The organism is Enterovibrio baiacu (genome assembly GCF_004120195.1).
GTDB lineage: Bacteria > Pseudomonadota > Gammaproteobacteria > Enterobacterales > Vibrionaceae > Enterovibrio > Enterovibrio baiacui.
Genome location: NZ_SCHN01000030.1, coordinates 22,252 through 46,568, shown reverse-complemented (window position 1 = coordinate 46,568; position 24,317 = coordinate 22,252). Strand labels below are relative to the sequence as shown.

The 24,317-nt window shown below is 48.0% G+C and carries 17 protein-coding genes and 1 tRNA gene; 14 read left to right on the top strand and 4 right to left on the bottom strand.

Going from position 1 to position 24,317, the window contains the following annotated elements:
- Positions 1-139: 139 nt before the first annotated feature.
- Positions 140-216, top strand: a tRNA-Asp gene (locus EQP46_RS23245).
- Between the two features lie 171 nt (positions 217-387).
- Here the strand turns inward: EQP46_RS23245 and EQP46_RS23240 are convergent.
- Positions 388-1,740 (bottom strand): MATE family efflux transporter, encoded by a 1,353-nt coding sequence (locus EQP46_RS23240; RefSeq protein WP_129495863.1) that lies wholly within the window; start codon positions 1,738-1,740, stop codon positions 388-390.
- A gap of 153 nt (positions 1,741-1,893) precedes the next feature.
- Here EQP46_RS23240 and EQP46_RS23235 point away from each other — a divergent pair, with 153 nt between their 5' ends.
- The 8 genes from EQP46_RS23235 to mepA all read left to right on the top strand — a co-directional run bounded on the left by EQP46_RS23235 (position 1,894) and on the right by mepA (position 12,807).
- A complete protein-coding gene (locus tag EQP46_RS23235; RefSeq protein WP_129495862.1) occupies positions 1,894-3,756 on the top strand; it encodes an IucA/IucC family protein in 1,863 nt (620 codons plus the stop codon).
- The gene (locus tag EQP46_RS23230) at positions 3,743-5,458 is read left to right on the top strand and encodes an IucA/IucC family protein (RefSeq protein ID WP_129495861.1); all 1,716 of its coding nucleotides are present in this window, start codon (positions 3,743-3,745) and stop codon (positions 5,456-5,458) included. Before EQP46_RS23235 ends, EQP46_RS23230 begins: the two co-directional genes overlap by 14 nt.
- A gap of 22 nt (positions 5,459-5,480) precedes the next feature.
- Positions 5,481-6,737: an AMP-binding protein gene (locus EQP46_RS23225; RefSeq protein WP_129495860.1), complete on the top strand. Its 1,257-nt coding sequence runs from the start codon at positions 5,481-5,483 to the stop codon at positions 6,735-6,737.
- 9 nt (positions 6,738-6,746) lie between these two features.
- Entirely contained in the window at positions 6,747-8,021 is a 1,275-nt protein-coding gene (locus EQP46_RS23220; RefSeq protein ID WP_129495859.1) for a DUF6005 family protein, read from the top strand.
- 1 nt (position 8,022) lies between these two features.
- Positions 8,023-8,853, top strand: coding sequence for a sugar phosphate isomerase/epimerase family protein (locus EQP46_RS23215; protein ID WP_129495858.1), 831 nt, complete (start codon positions 8,023-8,025; stop codon positions 8,851-8,853).
- 141 nt (positions 8,854-8,994) lie between these two features.
- A complete protein-coding gene (locus EQP46_RS23210; RefSeq protein ID WP_129495857.1) occupies positions 8,995-9,699 on the top strand; it encodes a response regulator transcription factor in 705 nt (234 codons plus the stop codon).
- A gap of 152 nt (positions 9,700-9,851) precedes the next feature.
- Positions 9,852-11,777, top strand: coding sequence for a TonB-dependent receptor domain-containing protein (locus EQP46_RS23205; protein WP_129495856.1), 1,926 nt, complete (start codon positions 9,852-9,854; stop codon positions 11,775-11,777).
- A 193-nt stretch (positions 11,778-11,970) separates the two neighbouring features.
- The gene (gene mepA, locus EQP46_RS23200; RefSeq protein WP_129495855.1) at positions 11,971-12,807 is read left to right on the top strand and encodes a penicillin-insensitive murein endopeptidase; all 837 of its coding nucleotides are present in this window, start codon (positions 11,971-11,973) and stop codon (positions 12,805-12,807) included.
- 59 nt (positions 12,808-12,866) lie between these two features.
- On the opposite strand, the gene EQP46_RS23195 is transcribed toward mepA, so the two are convergent.
- Together EQP46_RS23195 and trhP are read right to left on the bottom strand one after the other, a co-directional pair.
- Positions 12,867-13,121 carry a YfhL family 4Fe-4S dicluster ferredoxin gene (locus tag EQP46_RS23195; protein ID WP_129495854.1) on the bottom strand — a complete coding sequence of 85 codons (255 nt, stop codon included), beginning with the start codon at positions 13,119-13,121 and terminating at the stop codon, positions 12,867-12,869.
- A gap of 3 nt (positions 13,122-13,124) precedes the next feature.
- Positions 13,125-14,516: a prephenate-dependent tRNA uridine(34) hydroxylase TrhP gene (trhP, locus tag EQP46_RS23190; RefSeq protein ID WP_129495853.1), complete on the bottom strand. Its 1,392-nt coding sequence runs from the start codon at positions 14,514-14,516 to the stop codon at positions 13,125-13,127.
- Positions 14,517-14,808: 292 nt separating this feature from the next.
- On the opposite strand from trhP, the gene EQP46_RS23185 reads away from it, so the two are divergent.
- Positions 14,809-16,089, top strand: a complete 1,281-nt coding sequence (locus EQP46_RS23185; RefSeq protein ID WP_129495852.1) for a peptidoglycan DD-metalloendopeptidase family protein — start codon at positions 14,809-14,811, stop codon at positions 16,087-16,089.
- A gap of 70 nt (positions 16,090-16,159) precedes the next feature.
- Here EQP46_RS23185 and rdgC read toward each other — a convergent pair whose 3' ends face one another.
- Positions 16,160-17,074: a recombination-associated protein RdgC gene (gene rdgC / locus EQP46_RS23180; protein ID WP_192545542.1), complete on the bottom strand. Its 915-nt coding sequence runs from the start codon at positions 17,072-17,074 to the stop codon at positions 16,160-16,162.
- A 122-nt stretch (positions 17,075-17,196) separates the two neighbouring features.
- Between rdgC and sbcD the strand changes: the two genes are divergently transcribed.
- From sbcD to phoR, 4 genes are all read left to right on the top strand, one after another.
- Positions 17,197-18,432: an exonuclease subunit SbcD gene (sbcD, locus tag EQP46_RS23175; protein WP_161972889.1), complete on the top strand. Its 1,236-nt coding sequence runs from the start codon at positions 17,197-17,199 to the stop codon at positions 18,430-18,432.
- Complete coding sequence (locus tag EQP46_RS23170; RefSeq protein WP_129495850.1) at positions 18,429-22,118, top strand: SbcC/MukB-like Walker B domain-containing protein; 3,690 nt, start codon at positions 18,429-18,431, stop codon at positions 22,116-22,118. Before sbcD ends, EQP46_RS23170 begins: the two co-directional genes overlap by 4 nt.
- A gap of 146 nt (positions 22,119-22,264) precedes the next feature.
- On the top strand, positions 22,265-22,954 hold the full coding sequence (gene phoB, locus EQP46_RS23165; RefSeq protein ID WP_129495849.1) for a phosphate regulon transcriptional regulator PhoB: 690 nt from the start codon (positions 22,265-22,267) through the stop codon (positions 22,952-22,954).
- Positions 22,955-23,017: 63 nt separating this feature from the next.
- Positions 23,018-24,313 (top strand): phosphate regulon sensor histidine kinase PhoR, encoded by a 1,296-nt coding sequence (phoR, locus tag EQP46_RS23160; RefSeq protein ID WP_129495848.1) that lies wholly within the window; start codon positions 23,018-23,020, stop codon positions 24,311-24,313.
- Positions 24,314-24,317: the final 4 nt, after the last annotated feature.

Below are 24,317 nucleotides of genomic sequence, written 5' to 3'. Positions count from 1 at the left end.
ACTCAGTAGTGAAACGTAACAGCGCCGATGGTAGTGTGGGGCTTCCCCATGTGAGAGTAGGACATCGCCAGGCTTCCAATTTAGATATGTGTATTGAACGACATGTATCGGATGAACAGGAGACTGTTTATCACCGTGTGGAGCGGTAGTTCAGTTGGTTAGAATACCGGCCTGTCACGCCGGGGGTCGCGGGTTCGAGTCCCGTCCGCTCCGCCATTTATTAAGAAGCCTCGCTAGCAATAGCGGGGCTTTTTATCGTCTGCGGGTTTTGTAAATGGACTCTCACGCGCCTCTGGCTTGACTCTCGGAGGTAATCTGCCAACCCGACCGCTCCGCTATTTATCAAGAAGCCCCGCTAGATTAGCGGGGCTTTTGTCGTTTAGGGGATCAAGCATAGACAGGATCTGTTGGGGTCTGTCGCTTTTGGTTGATAACAAACAAAGTGCTCGCCATAGCGAATGTAATAAATTCAGCGATGGGTAGGGCTGCAAGGAAGTGAATTTGTTTCACATAGGTAGATAATGCGATGAGTAATATCACTGGAAGCAATAATCCTCTGCTCAATGCGATAACCGTAGATTGCAGTGGTTCTTGTATCGCGGTGAAATACGCAGAGATTAAAACGTTTAGGCCGCTGAACATCAGACATGGCCAAAGGATACTTAGATAAAGCAAAGCACTTTGCTGTGATGCATTTTCGATATCTGAAAGGAACAACTGAGAAAGATAATGAGGGTACAGAGTACAGGTCAATACCAGTACAGTACTCATGCTTAGAATAGTTACCGCTGCTAACAGCATGAAGTATCTAATACGACGGATGTTCCCAGCTCCGAGATTTTGACTCACGAGTATATGGATAGCATCCACGATGCCGTAGTAAGTCATCATGCTGATAAACAATACATAATTTGCGATTGAGAAGCCGGCAATTGCCGTATCGTCACCCTCCAAAAGTAATAACCAGTGAACAGTGAATATCACGGTCCCGACCGATATTTCATTGATGAATTCCGAGAAGCCATTGATGAGTGCTCGGGCTGACTCTCTAACGTTTAATCCTTTTAGCGTGAACTTTAAGGCTCTTTGCTTTTTTACAAAAAAGGAAAGCAAGATGGTGAGTTGGAGACTTTGAGCAATAGTGGTCGCCCATGCCGCCCATTCAATGCCTAATCCTAAGTACCCGAGGAAAAGCACATCGAGTGCAATATTGGTGATAGAGCCGAAGATGAGTGCCGTTGTGGCCAATACTGGAAACCCATCCGCTCGAACAAAGTAATAAAGCACCATGGTGGTTAATTGGATGATCAGACAGTAAGACATAATGCCAAAATAGCTATCCATGGTCTCATGTATGTCTTGTGGTGCATTGAGTGCATTGAACAAATACTCGCTATTGGGTGTTACGAGAGTCGCCATAGCTGTCGTGAACAATACTGCGCTAATGAGAGATTGGGAAAATATCGCGTCTGCATTTTTCTGCTTCTTTTCACCGATGTACCTTCCCGCTAATACCGTGCCTCCAATCGCTATCATCAAGCAGACAGAAAACATAAACGTAAAGTAAGGAATGAGCAGGTTAATTGATGCAAGAGGCCCTGCGCCTAAATAGCGTCCAACAAATATGCCGTCAACAATACTCGCACTTGATATGGCCAACAATCCCGCGAGAGAAGGTAAGGCAAAGTAGAAGAATGTTGGAATGATTGGCGCGTCGGTAATGCGGTTTTTGGAGGTCATGAACGTCATGCTTTTGCGTAAAAGCATTATCTTGTGCGAGTGAGCGAGTTATCACTAGGGACGGGGTGTTAATTTGAGACCTTTCTGGAGGGGCGCTGTAACAAAAGTAACAGTTGGTGAAATGATAATTAATATCAATTAGGATTCTCAGCCTTGTTGGATGTAGCACTTACACAGAGTGTTGCTCGCTTTGAAGGTGAGGTTATTTTGAGCCAGAACGCAAAGGAAATTGCAGACATTGCATCATTTCAGGCTTTCTTCAACTGCTACTTAAAAGAGATAGATGAAGGACATTGGCATACCGCGAAACAATGGCAAGACGCGGAGAATTCGATGTCATTGGAAAACTGTGCATGGGTAGTTGAAACGCCGCTTGCAACCCAAAGCACTAGACTTGCTGTTACCGTCAGCTACCGCACCTTAGTTGGGTGTCACCGATTTTCTCGCGCTTATCTGTTTCACCCTTCCAGTCGCAGATGGCAAGAAGTGCCTTTTTCGAGTGTGTTACAGCTTCTAATCGAAACCATTTTCTCGTCCAATATCTTTTCGACCTTTAATGTTCAGCGTGAGAACAACAAACAAGAGTTGCTCTCTAGAGTGACTGAAAGCCGCTCGTTAATGGAAACGTATATTTCGCAGAGACTTGGCGATCCTAAATTGGCAAGCTCCGATTTTATCGATGCAGAACAGTCTCTACTCTTTGGACATTGGCAACACCCAACCCCTAAAAGTCGTCAAGGCATGCTGGACTATCATCACGTCTATTATGCGCCAGAAACGAAGGGGAGTTTCTCTCTACATTACTTCAGCATTGCTCGAAACCTAATATGTCAGCGTTCCGCGCTGACCATTTCAGCAGAAGAGATCATCGCGTCTTCATTACCAATATCATCCTCGATAGCAGATGATCATTTGGTTCTGCCCATGCATCCGCTTCAAGCCCAATGGTTGATTCATCAACCGAGTGTTCGTCATTTAATGGCGGATGGTTTAGTCATCGACTTGGGTATTCAAGGCGTTGAATTCACTGCAACGTCTTCGGTTCGTTCTCTCTATAACGCGCATTTAGCGTGGATGTATAAATTCTCACTGCCCGTAAAAATAACGAACTCTCTGCGCGTGAATAAAAGGCATGAGCTTGATGCGGGTGTAGTGATGGCGACGCTCTATCGAAAAGCAGGATTCAGCGAAGCTTATCCCCAATTCAAAATTATCACTGACCCTGCTTACATTACGGTTGTCTTGCCAGAGCAAAGCGAAACAGGGTTTGAAGTCATCATCCGAGAAAACCCATTTTTGGAAGGAAAAGATACCGATGTTGTCACCATCGCGGCCCTGACCCAAGACGCTCTTCCCGAGGAGACGTCAATGCTGTCTCGCTTCGTTCAAACCATCGCATTGAGAGAAAACACCTCGCTCTCTCAAGCCTCCATAAAGTGGTTTGCGAAGTATTGGGAATGCAGTATCGAACCCATGTTAAAGCTCTACGATGAGCATGGCATCGCCCTGGAAGCGCACCAGCAAAATAGCGTGCTTCAGCTTGAGGAAGGCTATCCAACAATTTACTACTTCAGAGATAACCAAGGCTTCTACTTATCGAACGCCTACAGAAACCACCTCGCGGCTATGGAGCCTGAGTCAGTCACGGTTGATGCTTTGTACTTTGACGATGACGTTATTTGTGATCGGTTTGCCTACTACTTACTGATTAATAATCTGTTCTCCATTATTGGGCGCTTAGGCGCTGACAGCTTGGTTGAAGAAAGAATATTGGTCAGCTTCGTCCAGCAGCGCCTTTTGGCATTGCGCCATGTTCTCACAGGCGCTGGAACCTTGTTTGTTGATCAACTGCTCTCTCAATCCAGTATCCCAGCCAAAGGGAATCTATTAACGCGCGTTCATGACGTTGACGAACTGACGGTCGAAAATGAGCAAGCTATCTACTGCCATATTCCCAACCCGCTAGTGATGACCTGCTTAGAAGAAGCAACGGAGGCTAGCTATGCCTCTGCCTAATTGTGAACAACTGCCACCAGAAGCAAGAGTGATTAAGCAATTACTTGAAGCTTTGCTGTTCGAAAAGTTAGTGGAACCTTCAGCCTCATCAAGTGCGGACGAGTTCTTCTGGCTGATGGGCCAGCGCGAATACAGTGTGGAGGGGCACATTGGTGCGTTTGGTCGGTATCGATTGGCGATTTATAGTCTGAAAATCAACGGACGATCTGTCGATATTCGCAGTGAGTGGCTAACGATCATTGATGATCTTCCAACAACGGCGAACATCAAGAAAGCGCTGACCGAAGAGTTTCTTCAAACGGTACAGCTCAGTCGTTGGAATATGCAGCATTTACCGAAGCGGTTATCACGACGTTTATCCCGTTATTCAGCGCTGGAACATCAACTGGATGAAGGGCATCCCTATCATCCTTCTTTTAAAGCGCGAACAGGTTTTACTGAATCGGATCATCGATCGTTTGGGCCCGAAACGGGGAATACCTTCAACCTGTATTGGCTGGCGGTTCGGCACTCTCACTTCAAGCAAACCTTACCGGTAGAGCAAACAAACTTTTGGCTGAATGAACTTGGACACGCGCAATGGAGTCGACTGTCTGGCGCACTAAATGCTCACGAGGGGACGTGGGAGGACTATGGCCTACTGCCTATCCACCCTTGGCAGTGGCAGCAATTGAAAGAGGGTTGGTTAGCCAAATACCTCGCAACGAAAGCCATCATATTTCTTGGTATCGGCTCGGATAAATACGCAGCAACCCAATCCGTCAGAACGTTATTGAACAAAGACGCGTCCCTGCACCCGAACATAAAGCTACCAATGAATATGGTGAATACCTCTTCTCATCGAAACCTAGCGACACATTCCGTTTGCCTTGCTCCATTGGTATCTCAATGGCTTGAAAACACCCTGATTGGTGATGCTGAGTTAGAAGGGGTGAGCATCTTGAACGAATATGCTGGCGCACGGTTTGCCGATGATTCATTGGACGTGAGGACATCGCCTGAGTTAGGTCAGTTGGCGGTTATTTTTAGAGAAAGTGTAGAGCTTCATTTGAAGGCCGGTGAGGAAGCTGTTCCGTTTAACGCCATCATGATGGTGGAAAATGACGGCTTACCCTTCATTACGGGGTGGGTCGAACGCTATGGACTAGATGCATGGTTAGCGCAGCTTATCGAGGTCACAGTGACACCCATCTGGCATCTGTTGGTGAAGCACGGCATTGGCATTGAGCCTCATGGTCAGAACATGGTGTTAGTGCACCGTGATGGATGGCCTGAGCGCATTATCGTTCGAGATTTTCACGAGAGCGTCGAATACAACGCAGCATTTATTCGTGATGCCAAGGCGGTGCCGAATTTTGCAGCAATTGAACCTTCGCTCATTGATGCGCCGCTTGATGATTACTACGCAATGAGTTCGATTGAACTGTTGCGTGAGCTGGTTATGGATACCTTGTTTATCTACAACCTTGCGGACGTTTCGCACCTTATCAGCACTTTCTACCCTCTTCCCGAGCACGAATTTTGGCGCCGTGTTTCTCGAAAACTCGATGATTACGAAAAGAGTCATCCTGAGCTTGCCGAGCGTTTGTCACTGCTTGGATACCGAGCCCCCGACATTCTCACTGAATCTCTGATGACAAGAAAGCTGAAGGCGAGCAGCGCCGAGTGTCACCACCTCATTCCAAACCCACTGTCTATTTAGCATATCGAATAATAGGGACGTTATGATTTTCGTTAACGATGAATTCTATGGTCATGAGTATTTTTATAACGCTTATGAGGCATTTAAAGCCGACCCCATCCTTGGAGACTGTGCGGGAAAACGCTTTGCGATCTGCAGTGAGGACCCTGCATATGTGTTGTCTGTGTGTTTGTATCTACGTCAACACGGTGGGTCCTTCTACCCGATATTTGCGCCTACTCCTCGGCTTGCGGCAAAGCGCTTAGCGAACCGTGCACAGTGCCATTTCTTGCTGTTTGATAAGCATCAACCTGCGATGACACTGCAAAATAGCACGCGAGATAATGACGCAGTGCTCGTTCAAACCAGTTCAGGAACAACGGGCGAGCCCAAAGTGATTACCCGTACTTGGCAATCAATTGCGGAAGAAGTCGACAGTTACGTCGCTTTCTTTACTGCCCCTCAAACCATGACGCCACTTATCGCCTGTCCAATCACGCACTCTTATGGATTGATAGCCGGTGTACTCGTCGCGTTAAAGCGAGGGTTAACGCCCGTCATCATCAATAACATCAACCCCAAATACTTGTTAAAAAACCTGCTGAGTACACCCAACCACCTGTTGTATTCCTCCCCCGCGTTGATTAATTCCGTGGTTCAGCTCTATCCAAAAGATCAGATGCTACATGCCGTAATGACGTCAGGTACCGTGCTGCCTAGGGCTTGGTTTGATGCATTACGAAAGAAAACAAAACATGTCTTTCAGCAGTACGGTTGTTCAGAGGCTGGTTGTATTGCCATTAACACGAACACGATAGCCGCAAACCAAGTAGGGCTGCCATTACCGCACCTGCATGTTTTTGCGGGAAAGGATGCGTCTTCTCCAGATGAAATTGTGATCACAAAAGGCGACGTCATCATTCATACCCAAGACCTTGGGTATACCGATGATAAAGGTGGGCTTTATTTTGTGTCTCGGTGCGATGACATGATCAACGTATCTGGGCTCAACGTCTATCCACAAGACATCGAAAATGTGGTGCTTGAAATCCCTGATGTCACGGAGGCGATCGTTTTTAAGCGTCCAGACCCTTTTTCTGGCGAGCGTGTTTGTCTGCAATTCATTGCCACGAGCCAGTTGGAACCGAGTCGAATTCGTCATTGGTGTGGAACGAGGTTGGCGTCTTATCAGCTACCCGTCGATATCGAGCAATGCGAAGAAATTGAAAAAATGGCGAACGGCAAAATTAATCGCAAAGCGCTATCTCAAAGCACAATTTCAATTCCGGCGTTAGGGTAAGGAGGCACCATGCAGCGCGAAGACATTATCAAATCTATCCGACAAGTGTTGGCTGAAAACATGCAAAGCCGACATATGGACAGCTTCAGTGAATCGGCAAAGTTAAATGAAGATTTGTATCTCGACTCCGTGCTGATTCTTCAGCTGATTCTGCATTTAGAACTCGATTTAGGATTGAGCGTGCCGGAGCAAAACATCACAGCAGCAGACTATGCAACCGTGTCGAGCTTGGCGGATTTTCTGTGCCGAGTGAACAGCAAAGCAGTGGTGGTTGATGAGGTCGCAACGGAAGAGTTTGAAGATGTAAAAGTGCATTGCTTTGTCAGCTGTGTATGTGAGTCTCTCAAACGTAAAGGGATCGATCATCGTCCATTTTATTTCGGTGTGTGGGATGCCACTTTCACCATCAGTGAAGACTTCCAACTTCAATACCATTCCGATGACATCAATCATGAGCAGTTCCTTTCTTGGTATCATCGCCTTTACGGCGTTCGCCTAGATTCTTGGTATAAGGAAAATGCGTCTAAGCAAGAAAATATTCAAGAAATGAATAGGTTGCTGGTTAAAAAACCAAAGACGACGAACCTGATGGTCATGTTGGATATGTATCAACTGCCTGAAAGAGAGAATAAATTTAGCCAAAACCCCTTCCCACATTACGTCATGTTAGAAAACTCAGACGATCCAGAAAAACTCATGATGCTGGATCCTGACTTTCGCTGGGAAGGCTTGCTTGATCGTGAGCGTATTTTCAATGCCATTGCCCAACCAAGTGTCGCTGGCGGGTATGTGTTTGATGAGCAGGGTTTAAAACATGCTATTCCCGAAGATGTGAAAGCCTATTTTGATGCCTGCTTTATCGCGACATCAAACCCACTGACCGATGCTATTCGCACCATATTGAATGCCCATCTATCCGGTTCGCATGGCGTTTCTTTATCTGCATTAAATCTCGCATTGCGTGAGATTCGAGTGATTGCCGTCCGTAAATATGCGTATGAGCACGGCTTTGCTTATTTCTGGCGAGCGTTAGGGTTGGCGGATGATGATTTCGAACACTGGTGTGATGTGATTGAAGATCTGATTCAAACGTATACCTCAATTCAGTATCAAATCATGAAGCTTGCTGAGACGAAAGATCTGTCTCTGCAGGTGGGGATTTATGCGCTGTTAAACAAGCAAGATAAAACCGAAATGCGCATCAAAAATCGATTGTACGAAGTGTACAAAGATTGGTGTGAACTCAATGATTTGATCGTTGAAAGCTGTGCTGAGGCTGTGTGATATGCAGTTGTCTATTTGTACGATCTCGTTTCGACACCATCTGGTTTCTTTAGAGAACATTGCCGAGTGGGCGAGGTGTCATGATTTCCAAGGTATCGAGCTTTGGGGAGTACATGCGCGCGGTTTAGAAACGCAGCCTCAATATGATGCCCAGTGGATCAATGATATGGGGCTGTCTATTTCCATGCTCAGTGATTACCTTCCCATCGTGGGAGATGCACGAGATGCTCAAGAAAAATGTCAGCATATCTGCCGTCTTGCGAACTACTGGGAAACCTCAAAAGTTCGCACTTTTGCTGGGCATCAGGCCAGCGAAAATGTGGATGTTCATCAGCGAAAAGCAATGACACGCCGCCTACATCACATCTGTTGTTATGCTGCTGATTTAGGGTTGGATGTGCTTGTCGAAACGCACCCAGGGACGTTGGCGGACACGCCAAATTCGATCATTCAATTGTTGGAAGAAGTGAATCATCCGGCATTGAAATTGAATTTTGATACCTTGCACGTGTGGGAGGCAGGGGAAGATCCTGTCGCTTTCCATCGGCGCGTGGCGCATTGCATCGGGCACTACCATCTGAAAAATGTGCGTTCGAGAGAGCAACTAAACGTCTTCTCGCCAGACAATGTTTACTCCCCTGCGGGGTGCCGTCATGGCATGGTGCCTCTCTTAGAAGGGGCGATGGACTACCACCGATTCTTACCCGAAGTGTTGAAAAACGATCATGCAACAGCCTCGTTGGAGTGGTTTGGCAATGACGTTAAGCAAACCTTATTGGGGGATAAAGCCGCACTTGACTCCGTTCAGCAACACATTCGCATGCATTCATAATGAAAATGAATGTATCGCCTAACTTATTGGACTCTATTTATGTGATCTTGATCCTATATGTGAGGTGCTAGGCTTTTATAAAACGTAATGATATTGATAATCGATCGCATTTATTGGCTCTGAAACAATGTGGGTGAAGTAATGAATGCACGAGGAGCACAGCATGGAAATATGTTGCTGGTTGTAGAGCCTGATAAAAAATACGGACAGATGCTTGTTGAACAACTTCAACGTAAAGGCTTTATGGTTCGCTGGTGTTTAACATCCGATGAAGCGCTCACATTGCATGAGCAATTGGCGATTGAATTTGTCATGTTATCAACGTCACTTCCAGAAATGAAAGGTCATTGCTTGCTCAAGCAATTGCGTCAAAAGACCTCAGTCCCCATCGTTTTATTGGCCGAAACATATTGTCAGCGAACGTGTATTAACAGCTTCCTTTATGGCGCGGATGACTACATCACGCGCCAACAGCCCTTCAGTGAAATTGTTTGCCGAACGGCGGCTATTTTGAGGCGCACGGGACAACAACCTACGCCTTCCCATCATTCGCTGATGACCGTTGATCAGCTGGTCATGGATAAAAAACAGCAGATCGTAACCTATGATGGGCAAACAATCTCAGTGACACCGATTCAATTTAAATTGCTTTGGACATTGGTGGTTCAGCAGCATCAGATACTGAGTAAAGACTATTTGTATCAACGTGTTCTTTCTCGAGATTTCCAAAAATACGATCGAAGTTTAGACATGCATTTGAGTCGAGTACGTAAAAAACTCATGGCGGCAGGAATGGATGCGGAGCGTCTACAAACAGCACATGGCGTAGGGTATTGTTTTTCCTAACCAAGGAGAATGCGTTTACTCTAAGTGAATTAAAGTGTTTTAAATCATTGACTTAATCTGATTGTAACAGTTGTAAAATGCATTTACAGAACGGTACTTCTTTTTGATAATAATGAAAATCATTATCGTTATCATTGATGGAAGTAAATAAGATGTTCCAAGGAAGTAGCTTCAAAATATCCCCGCTCAATATTGCTGTATGTACCGCACTTTTCAGTCATGTAGCTATCGCGAACACCGACGAAACCGTCGTTGTGACAGGTAATCCGCTCCAAGCTGCAGACGTCACGATTGACGCGAGCCAGTTGGAGAAAAGCCAAGCGAGTGACCTCAACGACATTTTCCGTACCAGTTCCGAAGTCACGGTAGGTGGGGGAACGGACTACTCACAGAAAGTGTATGTGCGTGGCCTTGAAGATACGATGCTGAACGTTACGATTGATGGTGCTGTTCAAGCTGGCTCGCTATTCCACCACCAAGGCAGCTTGTTCATAGAGCCAGAGCTTCTGGAGCAAGTTGAAGTCTCTGCCGGCGCAGGACGTGCGACCGACGGTGCAGGCGCTCTCGGTGGTGCGATCAAAATGAAAACCAAAGATCCGCGCGCGTTACTCGAGGCGGGTGATCAATTTGGTGGGCGTGTTAAAACCACGTATTCCGACAATACCGATGGCTTTAAAACATCAGCGACAGGTTATGGCGCGCTGAGTGATAAAGTCACTGTATTGGCGTCTTTGGGTTATACAGACCAAGACGATTATGAAGATGGAAACGGCGACACGGCTGAGTACACAGGGTTCCGCAATAAGTTCGGCTTCGCAAAGATCGTCGGCGAGCTAACCGATTCTCAGACGCTCACCTTTAGTTACGAGCGTAAAGAGGACGATGCGACCCGCTACGCCCGCCCGCACATGGGGGATTTCAGCCGAAACTACCCATTATTGCAGAGCACTTTCCGCGATACAGCAACGCTAAACTACCTTTTTGATTCTGGCAGCTCTTGGCTGAACCTAGATACCACATTTTATTACACCGATTTGAACCTTGAACGTTTCAACGACCCGAGATTCGGGACCTATGTGGGTAATACTGAGTCAATCGGCGGTGACATTCGCAACACATCTAAATTTGAACAACTCACACTGATTTACGGTACGGATTTCCGCAGAGATGAATCAACGTTTAGCGGTGGAAGCCAGACCTTTGTAGACAAAGGCGATCAGGTCGGTGTGTACCTACAAGGTGATTACAACTTAACGCAATCGGTGATGCTCAGTGCGGGTGCACGATATGACCACTATGCCCTAGATGAAGATCTGCGAGATGGCGATTCTCGCTCGGAAGGTACTGATATTTCCGACAGTGGTTTTAGCCCTAATGTCGCTGCAACCTATTTCATCACGGAAGATTTGAACGTCATTCTTGGTTATGCAGAAGCGTTCCGTGGTCCTCAAGTGAGTGAGTTGTGGCTATTGGATTACGTCTATAGTTCAAGCGACCGAAAAGGCGAAACGGCGAAAAATACTGAATTGACCGTGAACTGGAATTTCAACAACGGGTATTTGTCTGCCACCGTTTTCGACAGCAAAATTGAAGATGTGATCGACCGTGAAAGCGCCATTTACGAGAACGTCGGAACATTGGATAACCAAGGCTTTACCGTTTCGGCAGGCTACCAGTTGGAAAGTGTTGCTGCGACCATTAGCTACAGCCGAGCTGAACCAGAGCTAAATGGTGTACCTTTGAGTGACGGTAACATGAACATCGGCACTGCAAGTGGCGATACGGTTGTCACCACTGTGAATTACTTCGCGACCGATGATTTGGAATTTGGTTGGACTGGCCGTTTCGTACAACGTCTGACGGATGTGCCTGATGGTTCGGAAGAAAAACCAGGTTACGGTGTACATGATTTGTATGCGCAGTGGATGCCAATCAGCGGCGAAGATCTCGCGCTGACGGCTTCAGTGAAGAACGTGTTTGATAAAACGTATCGAGATCATGCGAGCTTGAGCGGAGATTTCAATGGCACGTATGAACCAGGCCGTAATATCAAACTGGGTGTTAACTGGGGCTTCTAGCACCAAGAGTAAGAGGGGCGGGCGTTCCTCTTACAGCATGTCTTGAAACATGAATATGTTTCTGTAAAAAGAGGAGCTTGGCTCCTCTTTTTTAATCCCTGTTACAAATATCTTTATACCTAAGTAACCTATTGCCGCTTGCGCAAGTCTAGCCTGCTAAGATCGTAGAGAAACGTATTCTTGTGGGGACGAGATGAAGAAAACTCTATTCATGCTTTTTCTGATGGCCTTGTTCTTTTGGGGCGTCGACATGGCATTTGCAAATCCGTGGGAGCGTGCGGGTGTGCCCGCAAGTGGCCAAGAGCAATCAATCGGGAGCTATGCCAATGGCTGCCTCCAAGGCGGAGAAGCCATGCCGCTGGTGGGGGAAGGCTATCAAGTTATTCGCCCATCAAGAAACCGATACTATGGGCACCCAGATATGATCGCCTACCTGACGGAACTTGCGGGGAAAACCAAAGGGTTTGGTTTGGATGATTTATTGATTGCCGACATTTCAATGCCGCGCGGTGGGAATTTCACCCGCGGGCATTCCAGTCATCAAACCGGTCTTGATGCGGACATTTGGCTGAGCTTTGCACCGGAAAGGCTCAAAAAAAACATCGTAGAAAAACCGACAGCAATCAGCATGGTTGATTTGAAGTCCTACTCGTTGCGTCGAGATAATTGGCTTGAGGAACATGCTGTTCTTTTCCAAGTGGCAGCATCGGAGCCTGAAGTCGCCCGCATCTTCGTTCACCCTGTCATTAAAGAGACCTTATGTGAAATGACATGGGAAGACAGAACATGGCTACGCAAGGTCAGGCCGTGGTGGGGACACCATTATCACATGCATGTTCGATTACGTTGCCCCGAGGGAAGTGCTTCTTGTGTTGATCAAGCTGCGCCACCGCAAGGTGATGGTTGTGGCAGTGAGCTCATCAGTTGGCGACCTAAGCCCAAGAATGAACAGGAAAAAGTCGTCACGACGAAGAAGAAAAAGCGGGTAAAAGTAAAACCAGAACAGTGCTTGGTGGTGCTTCGCCAGTGATGTGAACGCTTTGCGCGGAAACATCTCGGACAATAAAAAAGCGCCTTTCGGCGCTTTTCTTATGCAAGACCCTGAAGGGTGACGAACTTCTCTAAGAGTTCATCGTTCGTTTCACGACGTTCAGGATCGATAATGATGCAGTTCGTGATAGGGCAAACTGACTGACACGTTGGCTTTTCATAGTGACCCACGCATTCCGTGCATTTGTCTGGATCAATTTCGTAGATCTCAGCCCCGAACGTAATCGCTTCGTTCGGGCACTCTGGATCGCACATGTCGCAGTTAATGCACTTCTCAGTGATCAGTAACGCCATGGATTATGCGCTCGCAGTTTGAACTGTGTTTGGGTTACGGGTGTTCGTACCCTCAACCAAGTTGCGCATCAAGAGGCCAAAAGCAAGATCCATGTCCGCAGGCACAGGGATAAACACAAAGTGTCCGTTACCTTTCGCGTCGTCAATCACTTCGCTCTTGCGGTTTTCCATGGTTTCTAGCGTGAAGGTCACGTTGCCGTTTGGTGTCATCACTTCCAGTGAATCACCCACAACAAATTTGTTCTTCACTTCAACTTCAGCTAAATCACCACGGCGTTTACCGGTGAATTCACCCACAAACTGCTGCGCGTCTGATACAGAGTAGCCGTAGTCGTAGTTTTGGTATTCGCTGTGATTATGACGACGAAGGAAACCTTCTGTGTAACCACGGTGTGCAAGGCTTTCCAGCGTGCTCATCAAGGTTTCGTCAAACGGTTTACCCGCTACCGCGTCGTCGATTGCTTTACGATACACTTGCGCAGTACGCGCACAGTAGTAGAAAGACTTCGTACGACCTTCGATTTTCAGCGAGTGCACACCCATCTTAGTCAAACGGTCTACGTGCTGGATCGCGCGCAAATCTTTTGAGTTCATGATGTAGGTGCCATGCTCGTCTTCAAACGCGGCCATTTTCTCTTCTGGGCGGTGTGCTTCGCTCAGCAGTACGACTTCGTCGGTTGGTTTACCAAGACCCAAAGTGTTGTTAGGACGTTCTTCAACCTCCTGAACCTGCACAGCGTCTTGCACTTCAACGATTTGGCCGGCGTCGTTTTCTGTCGCTTTCTCGGCTTTATATTCCCAGCGGCAAGCGTTGGTGCAGGTACCTTGGTTCGGGTCACGTTTGTTGATGTAACCAGAAAGCAGACAACGGCCTGAATACGCCATGCAAAGTGCACCGTGAACGAAGATTTCAATCTCCATTTCAGGCACTTCTTTACGCACTTCTTCGATTTCTTCCAAAGACAGTTCACGTGAAAGGATCACGCGCTCAATGCCTTGGGTTTGCCAGAACTTCACTGTCGCCCAGTTAACGGCATTCGCTTGAACAGATAAGTGAATCGCCATATCAGGGAACGCTTCGCGAACCATCATGATCAAACCAGGGTCTGACATGATCAGCGCATCGGGGCCCATATCAACAACAGGCTTTAGATCGCGGATAAAGGTTTTTAGCTTAGAGTTGTGCGGTTGGATATTGCACACCACGTAGAACTTCTTACCCAATGCGTGGGCTTCATCGATACCGATTTGAAGGTTCTCATGGTTAAACTCATTGTTACGTACGCGAAGGCTGTAACGTGGTTGGCCTGCATAAACTGCATCTGCACCGTAAGCAAACGCATAACGCATGTTTTTTAAGCTGCCAGCAGGCGAGAGAAGTTCTGGTACAAACATATTCAATGCTTCTTATTTCTGAGTGTAAGTCAGGCGCATCAGACGCTGATGCGAAGGAGCGGCGATTTTACTGTGATCTTGTTAACATAGCCAGTTCGATTCTGGAAACCTTTCGAAGAAAATAATGTCATTCTTACAGCCCAAGGGTTTATGCGCAGTGTGCGCATAAAATGACGGAATCGCTTGGCATGAATTGCCAGTAATGGAAGGCGATAAATTGAAACACGCGGCGTGTGTCTATACTCTTGTCAGGCCGTGATGAATAAATACTGCGTAATTGAGAAGTCGTTTAATGTACGAAAAGAAAACCAAGACGATGAGTAAGTTGTCTAAATCGATGCTTGGCTTAATGGGACTGTCGCTTGTGACGGTTGCCGTGTCCGTCAATTTCTTAAGCTCTGACGCGTCTCGAATCATACCTTTAACGATTTCGAATTCTTTGCTCCCCGCTTTCCCTGCGAATGATGCTGTCGTGACTGACACTGCCGTCATTGAAAAGCTCTTGCTCCCAGATTATGAATACACCATTCAATCCGGTGATAGCCTCAGTCAGATTTTCATGAAGTTAGGTATCCCCTATAGCGATTTGCTTAACTTGATGGAAACCGACCTTAACCATTTACGCATTGATACCCTTCAACCGGGGGATATTTTGCGCTTTTGGGTTGATGGCTCCGCGAAGCACCTCGACAAGCTCGAACTCGAATTTAACGTTGCATCTAAAGTGATGTATCAACGTGAAGATGATGGCACATTCGTGTTTCAGGAAATCGATATTCCCGGTGAGTGGGTGCAATCCGTCTCTGCGGGGGATATCAAAGGCAGCTTCTCAGTGTCGGCGCGAAAAGCCGGGCTGAGCTACAACGATGTAGATACCGTTACTAATCTGCTCAAAGACAAAATCAACTTCTCACGAGATTTACGCGCAGGCGATCGCTTTGAAGTGGTGCGAGCGGAGCAATTTGTTGATGGCGTGCCGAGTGGACAACGAGAAATTCAAGCCATTCGCATTGAGCGTCGTGGTGCACCGATTACCGCGTACTTGCATACAGACGGAAATTACTACGATAAGAGCGGCAATAGCTTACAGCGTGCTTTCCAGCGGTATCCAACGGTAAGCAAAAAGCGAATCAGTTCGAGTTTTAACCCCAAACGTAAGCACCCTGTGACGGGACGCGTTTCTCCGCATAACGGTACTGACTTTGCTGTACCAACCGGAACACCGGTTGTTTCGACGGGTGATGGTGTGGTTGTGATGGTGAGAAATCATCCTTATGCCGGCAAATATGTGGTGGTGGATCACGGGAATCAATTCCGAACCCGCTACCTGCACAACAGTAAAATTTTGGTGCGTAAAGGCCAACGTGTAACGCGTGGTCAGCGCATTGCCTTGTCTGGTCGCAGTGGCCGTGTAACTGGGCCGCATATCCATTATGAACTTCTGATCCGTGGTCGTGCGGTTAACCCAATGACTGCGAAAATCCCGATGGCTACCTCTGTGCCTCGCAGCGAAATGACCGATTTCAAAAAGTCAGTGGCAGCCTACGACAAGATGATGTTTGCCAAGATGTAGCGGATTTTGAACATAAAAAAACAGCGCCGATTGGCGCTGTTTTTTTATGAGGAGATTCACCCAATACGGCTTAGTTGCTTCCCGTATCAATTCCTTCAAGTTCTTCATACAGGTTTGGCAAGAATGCGCCAAGCTCACCGCACATCAGAGACAAATCTGCATCAAGGCGTTGAGCGATGTCTTCACGGTCGATGTCTGCATTTTGATCGCGCAGCTCTTCAGAGAACTTAATGCGCTTGATAGACATGTCTTCGCAAAGCATCAGTTCTATGCGGTCTTGCCAGTTTAGCGCCAGTTTGGTCACCAACTTTTCTGCTTCAATGTGCGCGAGAATTTCGTCACTCGAGAGATCTTGTTGCTTACAGCGGATCACGCCACCTTGCTCCAAAATCGCTTTCAGTTCAGCTTCATCACCAATGGTGAAACCTTTAGGCGCGGCATTTGAGCGAACCCATTCGGTCATGGCCAGCTCGACTGGTTTGTTGGTTTCAACAGGCACGACAGGCAGGCTACCGAGTGATTTACGCAGCAGGGCCAAAATGTCTTCTGCTTTTTTGGCGCTACCTGCATCAACAATCACGAGGCCCGTTTTTGGCATGATCAACGCGTAGGTTTGGCTCAAGCGGCTGAATGCACGCGGCAGCAAATCCATCACGATGTCATCTTTAATGCTGTCTTTTTCTTTCTTCTTCAATGGGCGGCCTTGCTCAGTTTCCATCGCCTCAACACGCGCGTTTAGCGAGTCTTTGATGACAGAAGCCGGAAGCATTTTCTCTTCTTTGCGCGCACAGATCAGAATGTTGCCATCACTTACGTGGGTCATCATATCGCCATGTTTACCTAGCGCAGTGGTCCAGCCAAATTTTTGCATGTCTTGGCTGCCACAAGGCGTGAAGCGAAACTCAGACAATTGCTTCTCAATGTGGTCTGGGTCGAGGTCGATATCGCGCGAAAGGCGGTAGGTGAAAATGTTCTTGAACCAAATCATGGCGAGGCTTTATCCATCCAGTAATGACAAAGGCCACATGGTATTGCATTCAAGGGAGAATGTCGCTTCAAATGGGGTACAATTTGGCACTGAGCACAAGAACGAGCACACAACTTGCGATGAAAATACTTCACACCTCTGACTGGCATTTAGGACAAAATTTCTTCACGAAAAGTCGCCGAAGCGAGCACCAAGCGTTTCTAGACTGGTTGTTAAGCCAAATTGATGAACACCAAATCGATGCTGTCATTGTCGCGGGAGATGTGTTTGATACCGGCGCGCCGCCAAGCTATGCACGTGAACTGTATAACCAGTTTGTGGTGTCCATCAGTCAGCGTCATTGTTCCTTGATTGTCTTAGGTGGAAACCACGATTCGGTGTCCACGCTAAAAGAATCTAAATCCTTGCTGGCCTGCCTTCATACCCAAGTGGTGGCCAACACCAGTGATGACCTTCAAGACCAATTACTGACGCTGAAAACCAAATCGGGTGATGTTGGCGCGATTGTTTGTGCGGTGCCTTTTGTGCGCCCTCGCGATGTCATGACCAGCCGCGCTGGCGAATCTGGCACTGAAAAACGCCAAGCCTTGGGCGATGCCATCAAAGCCCACTATCACGCCTTGTATCAAGCCGCGGTTGAACTGCGTAGCGAACACCAATGGAAAGTGCCCATTATCACCACCGGGCATTTAACGGCATTGGGTGTTAGTCCGTCTAAATCGGTACGTGATATTTATATCGGATCGCTCGATGGTTTTGCGGCTGATGGTTTTCCCCCAGCGGATTATATCGCCTTAGGGCACATTCACCGTCCTCAAATTGTCGCTAAATCAGAGCATATTCGTTACAGCGGATCGCCGATTCCCCTTAGCTTCGATGAACTCAAATTCAGCAAGCAAGTGGTGCTGGTGGAATTCGACGGTGAGCAGCGTATTAGCATCGAGCCTATCAGCGTGCCGAGCTTTCAGCCTATGGCTGTCCTAAAAGGGTCGTTGGAAGAGATAGAGGTACAGCTTTCCGAGTTAAAAGATCATGATGATCCAAAACCTATTTGGCTGCACATCGAAGTCGCGGTTCAAGACTATCTGTCCGATTTACAGCAGCGCATTCAGCTGCTTACCGAAGACCTCAATGTGGAAGTGCTTCAGTTGCAACGTGCTCGCACACAAAAATCGCAAGCGTTGACCCAAGAGGCAAAAGAAACCTTAGCGGAATTAACCCCGCAGGATGTTTTTCAAAAACGCCTCGACCTTGAAGTGTTTGACGGCGAAGTAGAAGAAGCCCGTAAAGCCCGCATTCAAACGCAGTTCGCGCAAATCGTCGCGGAAGTTGAGCATGTGGAGGCGGGCGAATGAAAATCCTCAGCTTACGCTTTAAAAATTTGAACTCGCTGAAAGGCGAATGGAAGATTGATTTCACCCAAACACCGTTTTCAGACAATGGCTTATTTGCCATTACTGGTGCAACGGGGGCAGGTAAAACGACCTTGTTGGATGCGATCTGCTTGGCGCTTTATCACCAAACACCGCGATTGGGGCTTATCTCTACATCAAGCAACGAAATCATGACGCGGGGCACGGCGGAGTGTGCCGCAGAGGTTGAGTTTGAAGTGAAAGGCCATCCGTACCGCGCGTTTTGGAGCATGCGACGTTCTCGCGGTAAAGTTGATGGTAACTTACAGCAGGCTGATGTTGAGCTGGTCGATGCGAAATCGGACAAGGTGCTGGCAACACAAGTGAAGCAGAAAAATGAACTGGTGGAATACATCACTGGCCTCGATTTCTCGCGATTCACCAAATCCATGATGTTGTCGCAAGGTGATTTCGCCGCTTTCCTAAATGCCAAGGAAAACGAACGCGCGGAGTTGTTAGAAGAACTCACGGGCACGGAGATCTACGGCAGAATTTCTGAGAAAGTGCATGAGCATTTTGCGGCTGCGAAGCTACAACTGAGCCAAAAAGAGGCGGAAGCCAAAGGCGTACAACTGCTGAATGCCGAAGAGATTGACGCCATCGAAGCCGCATTGGCAGAGGTGGATGCTAACCACAAAGCGCAGCAAGGACGGCAAGCCGAACTCACGGCTCATCTTGCGTGGTGGAAAGAATGTCAAAAAAGCCAACAGGAACAGTCACAGGCAGAACAGCAGCAGCACCTTGCGAAATCAAACTGGGACGCTGCCCTGCCGCGCATTGAAAAATTAGAAAACAGTGAGCCAGCTGAGAAGCTGCGTATGCCTTACGAGTTATGGCAAACCGCGGTGCAGAAAAGCGCATCCAGCGAAGAAGCATTGGCGGCGAAGCAGCACATGCTGACAACCAGCACAGCCCAAAGTCAGACGGCAGATAAAGCGTTGAAACTGGCGCAGGAAACCTTCGCCCAAACGAAAGCGCAGCATCAAGCCCTTGATGTGTTGATCACCGAAAAAGTCATGCCGCTCGATAACGAGATCAAACACAGTACTCAGCGTCATCAGGAAGTCGCTGCGCAATACATTGCATTACAAGCCAAGTGTACAGAGCAAACCTCGGTGCGTGATGAAAAAACGCGTGCGCTTGAGGAGCAAACCCAAACGCTAGGTGCGGTCACTGCATTCCTTACTGAGCATCAATCGGCGGGGACGCTCAAGCAATACCTTGGTCAGTGGGCGCAAATGGGTCTGCAGATCCAACAAGAACACGCCGCCATGGCGGGCTTACATGAGCAAGAAAAAACGCTCACGGCCTCACTCAATGCCGACAAAGCCCGTGCGGAGAAAGACCAAAAAGAACAACTTGCTGCAGTAGCAACCAGTGATGCGGCGAAACGCCATTGGGAAACATTGCAACATGCCTTTGTTGAAGCGACAGAAAAGGGCGATGTGGATGCCATTGATAAGCAGCGTGAGCAGCTAAACGCTCAGCTTGCAACGTACTTTCAGTTGAGCCAGTGGCAGCAGCAATGGATTGATATTGATAAAGACAAGGTCGAGAAACAGGCGCTACGAGAGCAGCAAACAGTTTTGGCGACATCCCTAGAACAAGAGTTGGTGGCACTTCGCGGTCAGTTCAAAGACAAGAAGCAGCTTATTGACGCGCTAGGCAAACTCGTTAGTCAAGAAGAGCACCTTGCTCAGTATCGCGCTGCACTTCACCCCGAAGAGGCATGTCCACTGTGTGGCTCGACGGAACACCCCGCGTTGACTGGTGCAGTTCTGAATGTGTCGGAAACCGTTCAAGAGAAAATAGATGCTGAGACAGCACTGAGTCAGTTGGAAGTTACTGGCAAAGAAACCGGCGTGAAGTTGGAAACATGCAAGCGTTACGTCACTGAACTTGAACAGCAATTAACGCGCATGCAATCGCAGCAAGCAGCACTAGAACACCAATGGGCCGAAACCTCTTCAGCACTGGGTATGGCGTTGTCGATACAGCAGCAAGATGCGTTTACGGCCTTCACGGATGAGCAAAAACAAGCGCGAGATACATTGACGCAAACGCTGGCTCAACTGAAAGACCAAGACAAGCATCTTCAAAGAGCGAAACAGCAGTGGGATGACGCAGCCCGTGCTCAAGCAGGTTTTGAACAGGCGCTGTCATTGTTGATGCTAACCATTGAAAACAATGAACGACAGTTACACGGTTTGCTCGAAGACAAGCGTTTGCGTTTAGACAAGCTCGATACGTTACAAACCGCCCTGAACACGCAAATTGCAGACAGCGGTTACACCGCACCTCATGCCGACACGCTATTAATCTGGCTTGAGGAAAGAAAGCAAGATGCTGAGTTGTGGGAGCAAAACACGCAGCGTAAAGACGCGCTTGGAAAAGCGATTGCGCTGCTGGAGTCAGAACTGGCGAGTATCTCTCGTGAGCTGACTGCGCTGAATGAACAACGGTTAGCGGTGCAAAAGGACAGTGAGAAACTGCTTGGCGCATTGAATGCTGCGAAAGCGCAACGCGATGCGCTCTTTGGCGACAAGGTGGTAGAGCAAGAAAGACAACAAAGTGCAGCGAAACTGGTGAGCGCCGAAGAAGCTTTGACGGTATCGCAACAGCAAGCCCAGCAGTGCCAAGGTGATTTGCGAGCGATTCAAGCAGAAACGAGCAGCTTGGAGCAGGCCCTTAGTAGTCAAAAAGAAGATACAGCAAGCAAAGAAGCCACATGGAATGAACGCTTGCTAGCATCTCCTTTCACGTCACTTGATGCCTTCCAGTCTGCCTTGTTGCCGGAAGAAGAAAAGCAGCAACTGTTGGCAGAAAAGCGCCAGCTAGAAAATGCGTTAGAAGGCGCGAAAGTGTTGCTTCAAAAAGCGCAACGTCATGTGGCAGAGGTGCTGGCGCATGAGAATGCCGAGCAATTGCAGCAAACACCATTGGATGAGGTCGAAACGGCGCTTCAAGCGCAAACGGACGTGTTGAACCAATTGTCAAAACGCAGCGGTGAACTCAGCAATGAATTGTCATCAGACAAGCAACGCCGAGAGAATCAGCAAGCCTTGTTTGAAGAGATTGAACGCCTTCGTGCTGACTATGATGATATCCAGTATTTGCACGCATTGATCGGTTCGCAAAAGGGCGATAAATTCCGCAAATTCGCTCAAGGTTTAACGTTGGATAATCTGGTCTACCTTGCCAACAAACAGTTGGAACGCATTCATGGTCGTTATCAGCTGAACCGTAAACAGGGTGAGGGCTTAGAACTGAGTGTGCTTGATACCTGGCAAGGCGACATTGAACGTGACACGAAAACCTTATCCGGCGGTGAAAGCTTCTTGGTCAGCTTGGCGCTTGCACTGGCGCTGTCTGATCTCGTGAGCCACAAGACCAGCATTGATTCGCTTTTCCTTGATGAAGGGTTTGGCACGCTGGACAGCGAAACCTTAGACATTGCGCTGGACGCGCTCGACAGCTTGAATGCCTCTGGCAAGATGATTGGCGTGATCAGTCATATCGAAGCCATGAAAGAACGTATTCCGACACAACTGCGTGTGACGAAGAAGACCGGGTTAGGGATCAGTGAGTTAGAAAATTACTATCGCGTTACTTCATCGTCATCTTGCTGAAGGCGACATTTTTCGTGGCCTGTCGTGAAAAGTCGACAGTGAAGCGGTTTTTCTGTGCTGTGATTGCTCGTGATGGGTCACAAAAATGTCATAATATAATCACATAATGGCGTCAAAGAAATGAACGTTAACTGGATTATTAAATAATGGTAAGACGGATTCTTGTTGTAGAAGACGAAGCACCGATTCGTGAGATGTTGTGTTTTGTACTAGAGCAAAAAGGCTATCAGGCCGTAGAAGCAGAAGACTATGACAGCGCGCTGGAAAAGATCTGCGAGCCGTACCCGGAATTAATCCTCATGGATTGGATGTTGCCAGGCGGTTCAGGGATTAACCTGATTAAGCACCTTAAACGCGACGAGCTTACACGTCAGATCCCCGTTGTTATGCTGACAGCGCGCGGTGAAGAAGAAGATAAAGTGCGCGGTTTGGAAGTGGGCGCAGATGATTACATCACCAAGCCATTCTCACCGAAAGAACTGATGGCCCGTCTAAAAGCGGTCATGCGTCGCGTGTCACCCACCTCATTGGATGACGTTATCGATGTACAAGGTTTGAAATTAGATCCCGTATCGCACCGTGTAACGGCAAATGATAAGCCGCTCGATATGGGCCCGACTGAATTTAAAATGCTGCACTTCTTCATGACGCACCAAGAACGTGTTTATAGCCGTGAACAACTGCTAAACAACGTGTGGGGTACTAACGTTTATGTTGAAGATCGTACAGTAGACGTGCATATTCGTCGTTTACGCAAAGCGCTCGAAGAAGAAGGCCACGACAAACTGGTTCAAACCGTCCGTGGCGCTGGTTACCGCTTCTCGACACGCTCTTAATCCTCACGGATACGCTTTCATATTGTCATCCAATGGCCACTGGGTGACAGGTTGGAGACATAGATGGTCGAAAGACTCACTTGGAAGAAGCTGGCTCTTGAGCTGGCTTTTTTTTATTTACCTTGGTTCATCATCGGATGGTTCTTTGGCGGTTTGCCTTGGCTGCTGCTTCTCGCCACCGTGCTTGTTTTGCTGTGGAACTTTTACCATCAGCTAAAGCTCTCTGATTGGCTTTGGAAAGAGCGAAGCCTCACACCGCCTTCCGGCTCAGGCAGTTGGACGCCGCTGTTTAACGGCATTTACCGCCTTCAAAAACGTAACCGTCGTCGCCGGAAAGAGTTGGCTAACCTGATCCGCCGATTTAGAAACGGTGCCGAATCTTTGCCCGATGCCGTTGTCGTGTTTGAGCATGATGGCTCTATTGTGTGGTGTAACAAGCTGGCTCAAGAGTTGTTGGGTTTTCGTATGCCTGATGATGCGGGGCAATACATTGCAAACCTGATTCGTACGCCAGAATTTATCGACTACCTTTCACGCGCTGAATTTGGTGATGCGTTCGAAATGCGTTCGCCGTTGCTTGCCTCTAAAACCCTCGAGTTTCGAACCATGCCCTACGCCGAAGGTGAATACTTGATGGTGGTGCGTGACATCACGCAGTTGAAACAACTCGAAGGCATGCGCAGAAACTTCTTTGCTAACGTTTCCCATGAACTGCGTACGCCAATGACGGTATTGCGCGGCTATTTGGAGATGTCTGAAGACCCTGACATGTTGCAAGGCCCTATGTGGGATAAAGCCCATGGGGTGATGACTGAACAATTGTCTCGCATGGAAGGGCTGGTGGAGCAATTGCTGACGCTCTCTAAAATCGAAGCCAGCGTGAAGATTGCCCTCGACCAGAAAGTGAATGTTCCCGCGATGTTGGATGTGCTTGAAAAAGAGGCGCAAACATTGAGCGGCGATCAAGCTCATACTTTTGAGTTCGATGTCGATCATTCCCTTCAAGTGCTAGGAGATGATGATCAGTTACGAAGCGCCATTTCCAACTTGGTGTACAACGCCGTGAAGCACACACCCGAAGGGGCTGCCATTAAAGTGCGCTGGTTCCGAGCATCGAAAGGTGCGCGTCTGGAAGTCATAGACAGCGGTGAGGGTATTGCACCGCAGCATATTGACCGCCTGACGGAGCGTTTCTATCGGGTTGATAAAGCACGTTCGCGCCAAACCGGTGGCAGTGGCTTGGGATTAGCTATCGTGAAGCATGCCTTGAACCACCATGAATCGGAACTTGAGATCCGAAGCCAAGTAGGCAAAGGCAGTGTGTTCTCCTTCACCTTACCGGAGCGTTTGTCATGCTAAGGCG